A 14,595-nucleotide genomic window follows, 5' to 3' on the forward strand; every position below is an offset into this window, starting at 1 on the left:
GGCCCGGCCATATTCAGGGAAGAGCGATCATGAGCGAACACGCGGCAGTCGACCAGGAAGCGTCAAACGCGCGGCGTGGGCGAGGCGCCAGCGGCGGAGCGGCGGCCAGGCGCGCGGCGCGCTCCGGCGGCGGCCCCGGCACGCAGCTCACCTACATCAAGCGCAAGATCAACGTCTATGAGGTGCTCAACGAAGAGGGCCTGGCGCTGATCGAGAAGAACACCGACACGGTGCTGGAAGAAATCGGCATCATTTTTCGCGATGACGCCGAAGCGCTGCAGCTTTGGAAAGAGGCGGGCGCCGACGTCAAGGGCGAGCGCGTGCATTTCCCGAAAGGTCTCTGCCGTTCGCTGCTGAAGACCGCGCCGTCCGTCTACACCCAGCATGCCCGCAATTCCGAGCGCTCGGTGCAGATCGGCGGCAATGCCACGGTGTTCGCGCCGGTCTACGGACCGCCCTTCGTGCGCGACCTCGACGGCGTCAGGCGTTATGCGACGATCGAGGATTTCCGGAATTTCGTGAAGCTCGCCTATATGGCGCCGTCGATCCACCATTCGGGCGGCACGGTGTGCGAGCCTGTCGACGTGCCGGTCAACAAGCGCCACCTCGACATGATCTACAGCCACATCAAATATTCCGACAAGCCGTTCATGGGCTCGGTGACCGCGCCGGAGCGCGCCGAGGACACGGTGGCCATGGCCAAGCTCGTCTTCGGCGACGATTTCGTCGAGAACAATACTGTGCTGACCAGCCTGATCAACGCCAACTCGCCGATGGTGTTCGACGAGACCATGCTGGGCGCGCTCAAGGTCTATTCGCGCCACAACCAGGCCTGCATCGTCACGCCGTTCATCCTGGCCGGCGCGATGAGCCCGGTGACGGTTGCCGGCACGCTGACGCAGGTCCTGGCAGAGGTGCTCGCCGGCGCATCGTTCACGCAGCTGATCCGGCCGGGCGCGCCGGTGCTGTTCGGCACCTTCGCCTCGTCGATCTCGATGCAGTCGGGCGCACCGACCTTCGGCACGCCGGAGCCGTCGCTGGTCTCCTATGGCGCGGCCCAGCTCGCACGCCGCCTCGGCCTGCCGTTCCGCACCGGCGGTTCGCTCTGCGCCTCGAAAATCCCGGACGCGCAGGCGGCCTATGAGAGCGCCAACACGCTGAACTCGACCATCCTGGCCGGCACCAATTTCGTGCTGCATTCGGCCGGCTGGCTCGAAGGCGGGCTGGCCTCCTGCTACGAAAAATTCATGATGGACATCGACCAGCTCGGCATGACGCAGAAATTCTCCGAGGGTGTCGACCTGTCGGAGAACGGCCAGGCGATGGACGCCATCCGCCAGGTCGGGCCGGGCAGCCACTATCTCGGCTGCGACCACACGCAGGCGAATTTCCAGACCGCCTTCTACCGCTCCAACATCGCCGACAACAATTCCTATGAGCAGTGGCTGGCCGAGGGGGAGAAGACCGCGCCGCAGCGCGCCAACGAACTCGCGCGCCGCTGGCTGGAAAGCTACGAGGCGCCGCATCTCGATCCGAGCATCGACGAGGCGCTGAAAGACTTCATCGCCAAGAAGAAGGGGTCGATGCCCGACGCCTTCACGTGAAAGGAGCCCGAGTCAGGCGGGGCTAAAGTCGCCAACATCATCCACAAGGAAGTCTGGCGGAGCGCGTTCTCCGATCCGGTCAAAAAGGAATGATCTTGTGCGCGGCATGATCGAGGAGATCACGGCCGCGCTTGGCGCCAATGGCCTCATCCTGCGTGGTGGCTTTGCCTTTGCGAACAGCGACGAGGCACCTGATGGCGTCTCGGGCGCGCCGGCAAAGTCCGTACTGCTGGTGGGGCAGGCGGGGGCGGATCCTTGGCCGCATTTCCTGCGCTGGCGCAAGCAGCAGCCACGGCAAATCGCCAATCCGCTCGACACCTGGTCGCGCCAGGTGATCGGCGCGGTGGCGGAGGCATTTGGCGCACGCGCGGTTTCGCCCTCGGACAGGCCTTATCTGCCGTTCCAGCGATGGGCGATACGGGCGGAGGGGCTGAAGCCGTCGCCGCTCGGCATCCTCATGCACCCGCAATACGGGCTTTGGCATGCCTATCGCGGCGCGCTGCTGTTTGAGGACGAGATCGCGCTTCCGGAGCATGACGAGGCGATCCATCTTTGCGACAGCTGTGTCGAGAAACCGTGCTTGAAATCCTGTCCGGTCGACGCTTATTCCGCGGAAGGGTTCGCCCACCAGGCCTGCCTGACGCATGTGCGGGGAGCGAATGGCGGGCCGTGCCGCGGCGGCGGTTGCCTGGACCGCAATGCCTGCCCCTATGGCACGTCCTATCGCTATCCTCCCGAAGTCCAGGCCTTCCACATGGCTGCGTTTGCACGCCTGTAGATCCAGGCGGCATGCCGCACGAAATCTTGAACGCTCCGGCTTGGTTGCGCCTTGCCCATCCGCCCGGCGCCGATATGTATCGCTCGACACTCAGCGGAGCAGGCGATGACGAAGCAGGACCTTCAGATCAAAACTGGGGATGGCATTGCCAAGGCAGGGCTGTTCCGCCCGGCGGACGCTTCTCGAGCCAAGGCCGGCGTGGTGCTCTATATGGATGCGTTCGGGCCACGGCTGGCGCTCGACGGCATGGCCGAGCGGCTGGCGAACGAAGGTTATTCGGTGCTGGTACCCGACCTGTTCTATCGCAATGCACCCTACGGACCCTTCGATGCAAAGACCGCTTTTTCCGTGGAGCATACCAAGACGGCGCTGACGGCGCTGATCAGCGGCACGACGCAGGAGATGACGATCCGCGACAGCGGCGCCTTCCTTGATGCGCTCATCGCGGAAGGCGTCACCGGGCCGGTCGGGGCAATCGGCTACTGCATGGGCGGCGCACGGGCGCTGAACGCGGCCGCGAGCTACCCCGATCGCATCGCCGTGGCAGCGAGCTTCCATGGCGGCAATCTGGCCAGCGACGCCGCCGACAGCCCGCATCGCAAGGCGGCCTCGATCAAGGCGCGTATCTATGTCGGCACGGCTGGCATCGACAGGAGTTTCCCGCCGGAACAGTCGGCGCGGCTGGAGGAGGCGCTCAGAGCAGCGGAAGTCGACCATACGATCGAGAATTATGTCGGCATGGCGCATGGCTGGTGCGTGCCGGACCACAGTGTCTTTGACGCTGCCGGCGCGGAGCGGCATTGGAAACGGCTGACCACCCTGTTTGCGGAAACGCTCGGGTAGGACTGCTCCCAAAAAAATCTTTGCATCACCCCAAGGATCAGCCATTAGCCTTCGTCCAACAGGCAAATGATGGCGATGATGCTGGATGAGAGCGAAGCCTCCGACGCCGAACTGATCGGGCGGGCGAAGGGCGGAGACAGGGGGGCTTTCGGCACATTGCTGGAGCGTCACTACGACTTCGTCTATCGCGCCGCCTATCGCTGGTGCGGCAAGAAGGCGGATGCCGAAGACATCGCCCAGGAAGTCTGCGTGCGGCTCGGCAAGGCGATCCGCGACTATCGCGGCGGCGGCGCCTTCACGACATGGCTCTATTCCGTGACGATGAACGCCGCGCGCGACATGATGCGCAAGAGCGCGCGCGAGACGGTCAAGACCGAGGCCTACGGCGTTCATGCGCTGATTTCCGGCGAGGCCTTGGCCGAGAGCGAGGATCCCGCCGAGGCGCTGTGGGCAGCGGTGCGGCAGTTGCCGGACAAGCAGCGCGACGCGGTGCTGCTGGTCTATGGCGAGGGATTGAACCACGCGGCCGCCGCGGAGGCGATGGCGATCTCGGAGACGACGGTTTCCTGGCACATCCATGAAGCGAAGAAACGGCTGAAGACGCTGATGCGTTCGGCCGGGGAAGTGTGACCATGGTTGACGACAACGAACTCAGCAAACTGCGCGGCATCAGGGCGCCGGCGCCTGGCGAAAGCGCGAAGGCTCGCGCCTTCGAAGCCGCCATGCGCGCCTATGATCAGGAAAATATTTCCGCCGTCACCCAAGGATCGGCTGGCGGTCTTCGTCTCACAGAGCGAGCACAAAAGCTCTGGAGCGAGATCATGCAAAAGAAACTCATTGCCACGCCGGCCCTTGCCGGGCTCGTCGCCCTGCCGATCGCCGGATACGCCACCTTTCACCTCCTGAGGGAACAGCCGCCTGAATTCGGCGGCGACGAGAAGATCACCGAGACGCTGGCCGACAAGCCGGCGACCGTGAAGCCGTTGGCCAAGCAGGCGCCGGGAGATCAGGCGGTCAACGGGCCGCTTGCAACGAGCTTGCCGGAGAAAGACAAGAAGGCGGACGCGGATGTGGAAAGCCGCGATGCGACGGATGCCCTTGTGGCACCGGCATCGCCGCCGAAATCCGAACCCACTGTTGCTGGAGGTTTGGCGCAGCAGAATGCGCAGGGACAGGTTGCGCCGGCTGAACCGGCACCGGCGCGGAGCGGCGGCCAAAGAGTAATCATGTCCTTGACGCCACCTCCACAGGCAGATGGCACCACGTCACGGATCGCCCGCATGCCTGCCGCCGAGTCCAAGCTGATGACGCCGCAACAACCTGCCACCGCACCGGCCGATCAGATCGCGCCGCATGAGGAAAACCGCGACCGCGTCCAGGATTTCAAGACCAATCCGGTGCATGCGGCCCTTGAAGACCCGGTCTCGACCTTTTCGATCGATGTCGACACCGCCTCCTATTCCTTCGTGCGCAGTTCGCTGAAGCAAGGCTTCGTGCCGCAGGCCGACACGGTGCGCGTCGAGGAGATGATCAACTACTTCCCCTATGACTGGAAGGGTCCGGACTCCGCCACGACGCCATTCAACTCGACCGTCAGCGTCATGCCGACGCCGTGGAACACGCACACCAAGCTCATGCACGTCGCCATCAAGGGGTTCGACATCAGGCCGACCGAACAGCCCAAGGCCAATCTGGTGTTCCTGATCGACGTCTCGGGCTCGATGGACGAACCGGACAAGCTGCCGCTGCTCAAGTCTGCGTTCCGGCTGCTGGTCAGCAAGCTGAAGGCTGACGACACCATCTCGATCGTCACCTATGCGGGCGATGCCGGCACCGTGCTGGTGCCGACGAAAATTGCCGAGAAGGACAAGATCCTCAATGCCATCGACAATTTGCAGCCGGGCGGCTCGACCGCCGGCGAGGCCGGCATCAAGGAAGCCTACAAGCTTGCCCAGCAGTCCTTCATCAAGGATGGCGTCAACCGCGTGATGCTTGCCACCGACGGCGACTTCAATGTCGGTCAGACCGATGATGACGACCTGAAGCGGCTGATCGAGCAGGAGCGCAAGACCGGGGTTTTCCTGTCGGTGTTCGGCTTTGGCCGCGGCAATCTGAACGATGAGATGATGCAGACCATCGCTCAGAACGGCAACGGTACGGCCGCCTATATCGATACGCTGGCCGAGGCCGAAAAGGTCCTGGTCGAGGATGCCTCCTCGACGCTGTTCACCATCGCCAAGGACGTGAAGATCCAGGTCGAGTTCAATCCCGACAAGGTTTCGGAATACCGGCTGATCGGCTACGAGACCCGGGCGCTGAATCGCGAGGATTTCAACAATGACCGCGTCGATGCCGGCGATATCGGCTCTGGCCATTCGGTCACCGCGATCTACGAGATCACGCCTAAGGGCGGCGGCGGCGAGCAGATCGATCCGCTGCGCTACGGGCAGGCGGGGGTGAACAATGGCGGCGTCGCCAATGCGGACGAGTATGCCTTCGTCAAGATCCGCTACAAGCTGCCGAACGAAGACGTCTCGAAGCTGATCACCACGCCGGTGACCTCGGCCAACGAGGTCGCGTCCTTCGACCAGGCCAGCACCGACCAGCGCTTCTCCGTCGCCGTCGCGGCCTTCGGCCAAAAACTGCGCGACGAGGATGCGACCGCGAAGTTCGGCTACGACAAGATCATGGAGATTGCCACCGCCGCCCGAGGAGCCGACCCGTTTGGGTACAGGTCCGAGTTCCTTTCGCTTGTGCGCCTTGCCTCGGCGCTGGGCGGTAACCGGTAGTGGCAATACAGCCGGTTCCTTTCAGACGGGGGTCGTTCTGATACGGGGAACCGGCTACGGGCGGGTGAGGCAGGCCGGCGAGGGGTTCATTCCCTTGCCGGCCTTTTTTCGGTTGCGCCACGGTCTTGCGCCAACCATTCTGGCGGGGGAGGCAGAACCATGAAGAAACGCGTTGTTCTGGTGCGGCACAGCGACGAACCCGCTGACGATCGTGTGTTCGCCTATCTCTCACAAAACGGTTACGAGCCTGTGTTGCGTCGAGCCTATGCAGGAGAGACGTTGGATGCCGATGAAGGTGTCGCAGGCGGCGTCGTCTACGGCGGCATGTACAATGTCTACGACACGTCGCTGCATCCGTTCTTGCTGGATGAGTACCGATTTATCGACTTCTGCATGAATGCCGATATCCCCTTGCTCGGCATCTGCCAGGGCGCGCAGGAGATAGCCTGGCATCGCGGTGCCCAAGTCGGTCCGCCGACAAGCGGGGTGCATGAATTTGGCTGCTATCCACTTTATCCGACCGCGGGAGCCGAAGATTTCCTGCCCGCGCCGATCCATGTGACACAGTCACACTGGCATGGCTTCGAATTGCCGAAGGGCGCACAGCACCTTGCCTCGAGCGACCTGTTTCCCAATCAGGCTTTCCGTATCGGCGACAAGGTCTACGGTCTGCAATTCCATGCGGAAGTCACACCGACCGGTTTTGGGCGCGTGCAGAACCGTCCTGGCGCGAACTATGACAAGCCGGGCGCACAGACGCGCGAGGAGCAGGACCATCTCATGAGCCTGCACGATGCAGAGCAAGCCGCCTGGTTCAATGGCTTCCTGCGGACGCTTTTTCCGCCATTGATTTAGCTGCCTTCGAGAAGGGTGATGCCGTTGGGTTGGCACTATCTGCCGGATCGTTAAATTGCGCTCGATTTCCGGTACCGGATCGCAACTCCCCTCACGTTACACCGGCGATGTCTACGGGGCTTGAGGGAGCCGGAATTGCAGATCAGGACTATCGCCAACTCGACACCGCCGGCACGAGACGCTTCGGCGGTTTCATCGGCCCCATCATCCGAATCCAGACGCATCAGCGATGACGTCGCACAGGCGCGCAACACCGCCATGTCGGCGCTGACCAACGACCGCTTCCGCGTCATGCTGGAGCAGATCACCGACCCGGTTTCATCCGGCGCGCTGATGACGATGCACGGCGACAATGTGGTCGATTTCAAGTCGGCGCAGTCGAGCTACGCCGACAACAGCGAATAATCGAACCCGATAAAGTCAGGCCCGGCTGCGGCGACGCTCGCGGCGGGCTTCGCTGGTCTCGGCGGTGTTTTGCGTCGCCACCTTGTTGCGCATCGGGCCGATGCGCTCGACAATTTTCTCAACTGTCGGACGATCCGCCTTGGTATGCGCATCGAGCGCCTTGCGCATCGCGGCAAGGTGCTGGAACGAGGTGCCGCAGCAGCCGCCGACAATCTTGGCGCCGGCATCGACGGCGAGACGGACATAATCGGCCATCAGTTCCGGCGTGCCGGAATAGTGGATCTCGGCGCCACGGAATTCGGGAATGCCGCAATTGCCCTTGACGATCACCGTCGCCTCCGGCTTCGCGTCGGTCATATCGAGCAGCGAGGCGAGGATATCGGAAGCGCCGACGCCGCAATTGGCGCCAACGCCGAGCGGCGATTGCGACAAGCCGTCGGTGACGCCGTGGATGTCTTTCGGCAGCAGGCCCATCATGGTGCGGCCGGCGGTGTCGAACGAGCCGGTGTAGGTGTAGGGCAGGCCGACACGGATCGCCGCTTCGGCGGCGGCGCGGATCTCGTCGGGCGCCGACATGGTTTCGATCCAGGCGACTTCGGCGCCGCCGTCCTTGAGACCCTCGATCTGCTCGGCGAAGGCGTCGACCGCTTCGTCATAGGTCATGGCGCCAAGCGGCATCAGCAATTCGCCGGTCGGGCCGACGGAGCCGGCGACGATCACCTTGCGGCCGGCCTTGTCGGCGACAGCACGGGCGATCTCGGCGGCGCGCTTGTTCAGCGCATGCACGCGGTCCTGCGCATGATGCAGCTTCAGCCGGTGACGGGTGCCGCCGAAGGAGTTGGTGAGGATGATGTCGGCGCCGGCATCGACGAAGTTCTGGTGCAGGCTGGTGATGGTGTCGGGCGCCGTCTCGTTCAGCAGCTCTGGCGCCTCGCCGGCTTCCAGACCCATGGCGAACAAATTGGTGCCGGTGGCGCCATCGGCCAGCAGCACGCCTTTTTCAGCCAGCAGCGCATCGATCGGGTTGGTCGTCGTCATTGGATTGGCTTTCGTGTTTCGAATTCGAATAAGGATATAAAGAAGTCTTTATGTCTAGTCAATGAAATAGCGGTGAGCCCGTCGGTAGCAATTGCTGGCGGCGATGGGCCCGCTCACGGCGTGGCTGTGATCAGACAATGCCTGACGGGAACGCCATGCCGGCCAGATTGCGCGCGAAGCTTGCTGCCTCATGCGGGTTGATGTCGGCGGCTCGGATCAGATTGTCGAAGTGCCGGGTCAGCGCCTGGACCGGCTGTGTGGCGTTCAGCACCACATACATGTCGCCGACATAGATGGCGGCGCGATAAGGACCGAAGATGGTGAGCGGGATCGAATAGCGCATGCGGCCGTCATAGAGAAACAGGCGGAAGGTCGGGTAGAGATCGTCAAGCAGCGTCGCCATATGGGCGAGCTGCTGCCGGCGGTCAGCCTCCGGAAAGCGGTCCCAGACGCCTAGGCCGCGCGCGAAAATCTCCAGCGTGTGGCGCGGCATGCAGACTTCCATGTCGGTTTCCGGGCGCCGGTTGTATTCGATGCGGTATTGCGTCTCGCTGGCCTGCGCCAGACGGCTCCTGTTGGTGATATTGGCCTCATAGTCGACCAGCGCACGCGTGCGCAGGAGGTCGGGAATGCCGGCCGGCACATAGCGGATCTTGGTGCCCGCGGCCTCGGCGAACCATTTGGCGAGCAGCGTTCGGTCGAAACCGTCGGGTGCCTCCTCGATCTCCAGGCTTTCGCGGATTTCACCGGTGACGCCTTCGTCCTGGCTTAAGCCCAGCAGCCAGTCGAGCGACACCTTGAATTCGGCGGCGATGTTGAGCAGCGTCTCGGCCCGCGGCAGGCGCGTCGTGGCGCCCGACATCAGCTGCGACAATGCCGAGCGATCGATGCCGACAGCGGTCGCGAAAGCCGACTGGTTGAGGTCGGAGCGTGTCAGGAGCAGCTTCAGACGCTCCCGAAAGATTGCTGACAGGTCCCGTTTGTCCATCGCTGCACTCCGCGAATCAGGAGGAAAAATTTGCGCCAAAGCGGCCGAACCGGCGTCTCAGGCGTAAATGAATCCGTAGTGCTGTTTACAATGTATAACATATGCGGTCAAAAATGCGCAATGGCAACATTTTGTACACTTTGTCTCGTTGAGTGGAATCGCTTCTCCTGACACTATGCTGTCAGGAACCATTGGGGGTTCCGGCGACTGAGGGGCAGTGGTCGATAGCATGACAGGCAAGAGCATCAAGCGACGCAACGCACCGGCCATCGAATGGCCAACCGTGGTCCTCGCATTCTTCTGTTACGGAACATGGCTCGCCATCGGTGTCCTGCTCTGGCCGTCTTATCCCATCCTGGCACTCGCCATCCTTGGCTTTATCCTGGCACTGCAGTCGTCGATCATGCACGAAGTCCTGCATGGCCATCCGACGCGCAGCGCATCGATCAACGAGGCCTTCGTCTTCCTGCCGATCGGTCTGGTCTGGCCGTTCCGCCGCTTCAAGACGCTTCACTTGCGCCACCACGCCGATGAGCGGCTAACCGATCCACTCGACGATCCGGAAAGCTACTATCAGGCGCTGTGGCATCATGACGACTTGCCGCCGAGGATGAAGTTCCTGCTCAAGATCAACAACACGATGGTCGGCCGTTTCTTCCTCGGTCCCTGGCTGTCCTGCATCGGCTTCTTCATCGACGACGCCAAGCGTATGATTGCCGGCGACAAGGCGATCCGTAAAGCCTGGCTGCTGCATGCGGTCGGCCTCGCCATCGTGGCGCCGATCGTGCAGTTCGGCTTCGGTATTCCGCTGTGGCTCTACATTCTGGCGCCGGTCTGGCTCGGCCAGTCGCTGATCGCGATCCGCACTTTCGCCGAGCATCAATGGTCCGAGCATCCGGAAGGCCGCACGGTCATCATCGAGCGCTCGCCATTGTCGTTCCTGTTCCTCAACAACAATCTGCACTTCGTCCACCACAAGACCCCGACGGTGGCCTGGTACAGACTGCCTCAGCTGTTCCGCGAGCGTCGTGACGAATGGCTGCGGATGAACAATGGCTATGCCTACGCCAATTATTTTGCGCTGATCAAAGCCTATGCCTTCAAGGCCAAGGAGCCGATCGTGCACCCGGTGCTGCGGCGTGCGCCGGAGCCGGGCAGGGCATTCAAGCCGCGTATCCGGGCGCGCAACATCAATGGGCTCGGCACCGCGCCGGTGCCCGCCGAGCCGCCCAAGGAATGAATTCTTTTGCGGCAGCCCTGGGCTGCCTGCTAGACTGGCTATGGTCAGTTGCCTTCTGCCCCAGACATAGTGGTCGGATACCGGCATGAGTGAATTGGTTGCGGCCTTGCCGATGTATGACTGGCCGGAAGTGCGTGGCGAAGTCGACGCGCAGTGGGCAGGGTTGCGCGATGTCTTCCGGCAGAGGGGCATCGACGCGCCGTCGACGATCGTTCGTCGCAATGGCGAGTTGCCGACGGTACTGGGCGGCATCCGCGACGCCGAGGGAAAACTGATCGCGCCGGATCCGGCGACATTGCCTGCGGACGAGCTTGATTTCCATAAATTATGGCTGCATCCGGCGCTCCTCTTCGCGCAAACCTGCTGGGGTCCGATGGAGCTTGGCCTGTCCCGTCATGTGCAGGTGGTCGGCCAGCCGAGCTACGACGCCTATGAGGGCGGGCAGGGCGAGCTTTATTCCAGCGCGCTGGTGATGCGGACAGGTGAAGGGCCGGAAGTGCGATCGCCGGCGGATGGCAAGGCCTTGCTGCCGCTCGATCTGATCCGCGGCAAGCGCTTCACCTTCAACAGTCTCGATTCCATGTCGGGCATCATCGCGCTGACGCGTGATCTGCACGCGGCTGGCGAAAGCCTCGATATCTTTTCCTCGCGCAGTGAAAGCGGCGGCCATCGCGGCTCGATCGTCACTGTGGCCGAGGGCAGGGCGGATATCGCGGCGATCGACTGTGAAAGCTGGGCGCTGGCGCAGCGTTTCGAGCCGGCGGCGCGCAAGGTCGTGATCGTCGGCTGGACGGCACGGCGCAAGGGCCTGCCCTTCATCACCGCCAGGACAACACCGGAAAAAACGATCAAAGCAATGCGTGAGGCCCTTGTAGGGTTAGCCGAGCAGCCTCGCATCCAACGGGTAGGTTGAGAGCTGCTCGTTGCCGGTCTCGGTGATCAGGATCTGCTCTTCGATCTTGACGCCCTCGCGGCCGCCGAGCCTGCCGATATAGCTTTCGACACAGAGCACCATGCCTGGCTCCAGAACGCCATCCGGCGTGTCCGGAGTCCAGTCGCTGGCATGCGGCAAGGTCGGGTATTCGTCGGCAAGGCCGACGCCGTGATAGAGCACGCCATAGCGGGTCGGGAAGCAGTCTCCCGGCGGTACCGCCGAGCGGTCGACAAGGTTTCGGAACGAGATGCCGGGACGTATCAATCCGGTGTTGTGCTGGATCTGATCGGCGGCGATACGGAAGAGGTCGCGCTGTTCGTTCGAAGGTTCTGCATCGCCGCACAGCCAGGTGCGCGACAGGTCGGCGCAGAAGCCGTAGGGCCCGATCAGGTCGGTATCGAAGGCGACGAGGTCGCCCGCCTCGATCTCGCGCGAGGAGCATTCCTGGAACCATGGATTGGTGCGCGGCCCCGAGGCCAGCAGCCGCGTCTCGATCCATTCGCCACCGCGCGCAATGTTGCCGCGATGCAGTTCCGCCCACAGTTCGTTCTCGGAGATACCGGGCGTCAATGCCTGTTCCATCTCGCCCATCGCGGCCTCGCAGGCAACGATGGCGCGGCGCATGGCGAGGATTTCGTCAGGCGATTTGATCAGCCGCGCGTTTTCCATCACCGCTTCGCCATTGCCGATCGAAATACCGAGGCGAGCGAGTTCCTCGACACCCTCCGGATCGAGGTGGTCGACGGCGATGCGGTTGTTGCCGCCGCCATGTTGCCTGACCAGGTCGGCGATGCCGGCGGCCCAGCGGCGAACCTTTTGTTCGGTCAGCTCGCCGCTGTAGAGATAAATCCACGACACCGCCGGCCGCACCTCGTCGACGACACCGGAATGGTCGGACAGATGCTCGCAGGAAAAATAGTCGAACAGCACCACAGGACCTTCGGTGGCAACGAAACAATGCCGCGTCGGGTTGTGCGCGACCCATAGCTGCATGTTGGTCGAGTCGGTCGCATAGCGGATGTTGACCGGATCGTAGAGCAGGGCGCCGGCATAGCCACGGCGCTTCAACTCGGCGCGGATGCGTTCCAGCCGGTATTGGCGCATCGCCGGCAGGTCTGGCGCGGCAATGCCTGCCGCTGCCCATTCAGCCTCTGCCTGGGCGCCATAGCCCAGCAGATGCTGGTTGAGTGAAGCCGCCTTCTGGCGGGAGGCGTCGCGCAGGGCCTCGATCGAGCCCGGCTCGAAGGGCATGATCTTACGGTGGCGGCCGAAGCCGCCTTTTGGCCCCGCGCTGTCCATGGTCGAACCTCAGGTCCGCATCTTCTCGCCGCTCGGGTCGAACGGCGCCTCGACATTGATGCGCGCCGGCCGGCGGTGTCCGAGGATCTCGATCTCGAACAGCCCTGCGCTTTCGTCCTCGGCAAGGGCTGCCGGCACATAGCCTTGCGCCATCGACTTCTGGACATAGTGGGCATAGCCGCCCGACGTCACCCAGCCGACCACGCGCCAGTCGCCATCGACAATGCCGCGCACGGCGGAAGCGCCTTCCGCGGCCTTGGAGCCACGCACTTCCTTGCCCTTGTCGTCGAAGCGCGGTGCGCCGTAGCCGTGCGGCTTTTCCACCGTGCCAAAATCCTTGCTGACCTTGGCCCAGATCGGCTCGTCGCCCATCACGTCGGCATCGGCGGCATCGACGATGAAGGAGACACGGCGCAGTTTTGGCCCCTCAGCCTGTTCCTTGGCGGCGGCCTCGCGGCCGATGAAGTCGTTCTTCTCCAGCTTGATGAAGCGGTCCATCGAACCTTCGAACGGCCCGTAGATCGGGCGCAGTTCGCGGAACCAGGTCGGGAAGTTCTTTTCGAGGCGCATGGAAAGCAGGGCGCGCATGCCGAAATCGACCAGGCCAAATTCCTCGCCGGCGTCCTTGATCGCCTTATAGACCAGCCGCTCATAGGCCGGCGCCATCCATATCTCGTAGCCGAGATCGCCGGTGTAGGTGATGCGGTTGACCATGCAGGGCGCGCCGCCGACCGCCATCTCGCGGAAATCCATGAAGCGGAAGGCTTTGGTCGAGATGTCGACATCGACCAGCTTCTGCAGCAAGTCGCGGGATTTTGGCCCGGCGATCGACAGGCCGACCAGCGTCTGGTCGAAGCGGTGTATCCGCACCTCTGACCCCCTTGGGCCATCTTTCGGCAGGTGCTTCTCGAACCAGCGCATGTGGTATTTCTGCGCGGCCGACGAGCCCCAGATCATGAAGCGGTCGTCTCCCGCCTTGGCGATGGTGAAGTCGCCGATCAGCTTGCCGAATTCGTTGATCATCGGGGTGAGCACGATGCGGCCGGTTTTCGGCATGCGGTTGGTCATCAGCCGGTTGAGGAATTCTTCCGCGCCCGGGCCCGAAACTTCGTATTTAGCGAAATTGGCGATCTCGGTGACGCCGACGCGCTCACGCGTGGCGCGCACTTCCTCGCCGATCGGACCGAAATCGCTGGAGCGGTGGAAGGAAACGATATCCTTGGGCTCCTTGCCTTTCGGTGCGAACCAGAGCGGCGTTTCCAGACCCCAGCTATCGCCCATGACGGCGTTGTTGGCCAGCATCGTGTCGTAGAGCGGGGTCGTCTGTGCCGGACGTGCCGCCGGCAGTTCCTCGTTGGGGAAGCGGATGGAGAAGCGGCGAGAATAGTTTTCGCGCACCTTGGCGTTGGTGTAGCGCAGGCCGGCCCACTCGCCGAAGCGGGCGACATCCATGCCCCAGACGTCGAAGCCGGGATCGCCATGGACCATCCAGTTCGACAGAGCGAGACCGACGCCGCCACCCTGGCTGAAGCCGGCCATGACGGCGCAGGCGCACCAGAAATTGGTCAGGCCCTGCACCGGGCCGACCAGCGGGTTGCCGTCGAGCGCGAAGGTGAAGGGGCCGTTGATGATCTGCTTGATGCCAGCCTTTTCGATGCCGGGGAAATGCTTGAAGCCGATCTCCAGCGACGGCGCGATGCGGTCGAGATCGGGCGGCAGCAGTTCATGGCCGAAATCCCAGGGCGTGTTGACCGGCGACCACGGCTTGCAGGCTTTTTCATATGTGCCGAGCAGGATGCCGTTGCGCTCCTGGCGGGTGTAG

The 14,595-nt window shown here is 63.1% G+C and carries 13 protein-coding genes; 9 read left to right on the plus strand and 4 right to left on the minus strand.

Going from position 1 to position 14,595, the window contains the following annotated elements; translation table 11 throughout:
• The first annotated feature begins 29 nt into the window (after window positions 1-29).
• The 7 genes from FJ978_RS29315 to FJ978_RS32905 all read left to right on the plus strand — a co-directional run bounded on the left by FJ978_RS29315 (window position 30) and on the right by FJ978_RS32905 (window position 7,274).
• The gene (locus tag FJ978_RS29315) at window positions 30-1,604 is read left to right on the plus strand and encodes a trimethylamine methyltransferase family protein (protein WP_013894985.1); all 1,575 of its coding nucleotides are present in this window, start codon (window positions 30-32) and stop codon (window positions 1,602-1,604) included.
• Window positions 1,605-1,701: 97 nt separating this feature from the next.
• Entirely contained in the window at window positions 1,702-2,382 is a 681-nt protein-coding gene (locus tag FJ978_RS29320; protein WP_181176829.1) for a 4Fe-4S dicluster domain-containing protein, read from the plus strand.
• A gap of 105 nt (window positions 2,383-2,487) precedes the next feature.
• On the plus strand, window positions 2,488-3,225 hold the full coding sequence (locus FJ978_RS29325; protein ID WP_140576174.1) for a dienelactone hydrolase family protein: 738 nt from the start codon (window positions 2,488-2,490) through the stop codon (window positions 3,223-3,225).
• Window positions 3,226-3,294: 69 nt separating this feature from the next.
• Window positions 3,295-3,855 carry an RNA polymerase sigma factor gene (locus FJ978_RS29330; RefSeq protein ID WP_013894988.1) on the plus strand — a complete coding sequence of 187 codons (561 nt, stop codon included), beginning with the start codon at window positions 3,295-3,297 and terminating at the stop codon, window positions 3,853-3,855.
• Between the two features lie 2 nt (window positions 3,856-3,857).
• Window positions 3,858-6,014, plus strand: a complete 2,157-nt coding sequence (locus FJ978_RS29335) for a VWA domain-containing protein (protein ID WP_140576176.1) — start codon at window positions 3,858-3,860, stop codon at window positions 6,012-6,014.
• A gap of 159 nt (window positions 6,015-6,173) precedes the next feature.
• A complete protein-coding gene (locus tag FJ978_RS29340; protein WP_140576178.1) occupies window positions 6,174-6,869 on the plus strand; it encodes a glutamine amidotransferase in 696 nt (231 codons plus the stop codon).
• 135 nt (window positions 6,870-7,004) lie between these two features.
• Window positions 7,005-7,274, plus strand: coding sequence for a hypothetical protein (locus FJ978_RS32905; protein ID WP_023763403.1), 270 nt, complete (start codon window positions 7,005-7,007; stop codon window positions 7,272-7,274).
• A gap of 15 nt (window positions 7,275-7,289) precedes the next feature.
• On the opposite strand, the gene bmt is transcribed toward FJ978_RS32905, so the two are convergent.
• Both bmt and FJ978_RS29355 read right to left on the minus strand, forming a co-directional pair.
• Complete coding sequence (bmt, locus tag FJ978_RS29350; RefSeq protein ID WP_140576179.1) at window positions 7,290-8,312, minus strand: betaine--homocysteine S-methyltransferase; 1,023 nt, start codon at window positions 8,310-8,312, stop codon at window positions 7,290-7,292.
• A 130-nt stretch (window positions 8,313-8,442) separates the two neighbouring features.
• Window positions 8,443-9,300: a helix-turn-helix transcriptional regulator gene (locus tag FJ978_RS29355; RefSeq protein ID WP_140576181.1), complete on the minus strand. Its 858-nt coding sequence runs from the start codon at window positions 9,298-9,300 to the stop codon at window positions 8,443-8,445.
• A gap of 229 nt (window positions 9,301-9,529) precedes the next feature.
• Between FJ978_RS29355 and FJ978_RS29360 the strand changes: the two genes are divergently transcribed.
• Window positions 9,530-10,540 carry a fatty acid desaturase gene (locus FJ978_RS29360; protein ID WP_181176830.1) on the plus strand — a complete coding sequence of 337 codons (1,011 nt, stop codon included), beginning with the start codon at window positions 9,530-9,532 and terminating at the stop codon, window positions 10,538-10,540.
• 85 nt (window positions 10,541-10,625) lie between these two features.
• Window positions 10,626-11,453 (plus strand): PhnD/SsuA/transferrin family substrate-binding protein, encoded by an 828-nt coding sequence (locus tag FJ978_RS29365; protein WP_140576182.1) that lies wholly within the window; start codon window positions 10,626-10,628, stop codon window positions 11,451-11,453.
• On the opposite strand, the gene FJ978_RS29370 is transcribed toward FJ978_RS29365, so the two are convergent.
• Together FJ978_RS29370 and FJ978_RS29375 are read right to left on the minus strand one after the other, a co-directional pair.
• Window positions 11,418-12,773 carry a Xaa-Pro peptidase family protein gene (locus FJ978_RS29370; protein ID WP_140576184.1) on the minus strand — a complete coding sequence of 452 codons (1,356 nt, stop codon included), beginning with the start codon at window positions 12,771-12,773 and terminating at the stop codon, window positions 11,418-11,420. The two genes, FJ978_RS29365 and FJ978_RS29370, sit on opposite strands and share 36 nt — an antisense overlap.
• Before the next feature lie 9 nt (window positions 12,774-12,782).
• On the minus strand, window positions 12,783-14,595 hold a 1,813-nt coding region (locus FJ978_RS29375), incomplete at its 5' end, for an FAD-dependent oxidoreductase (RefSeq protein WP_140576185.1).

The sequence above is a fragment of the Mesorhizobium sp. B1-1-7 genome, assembly GCF_006442705.1.
GTDB classification, from domain to species: Bacteria; Pseudomonadota; Alphaproteobacteria; order Rhizobiales; family Rhizobiaceae; genus Mesorhizobium; species Mesorhizobium opportunistum.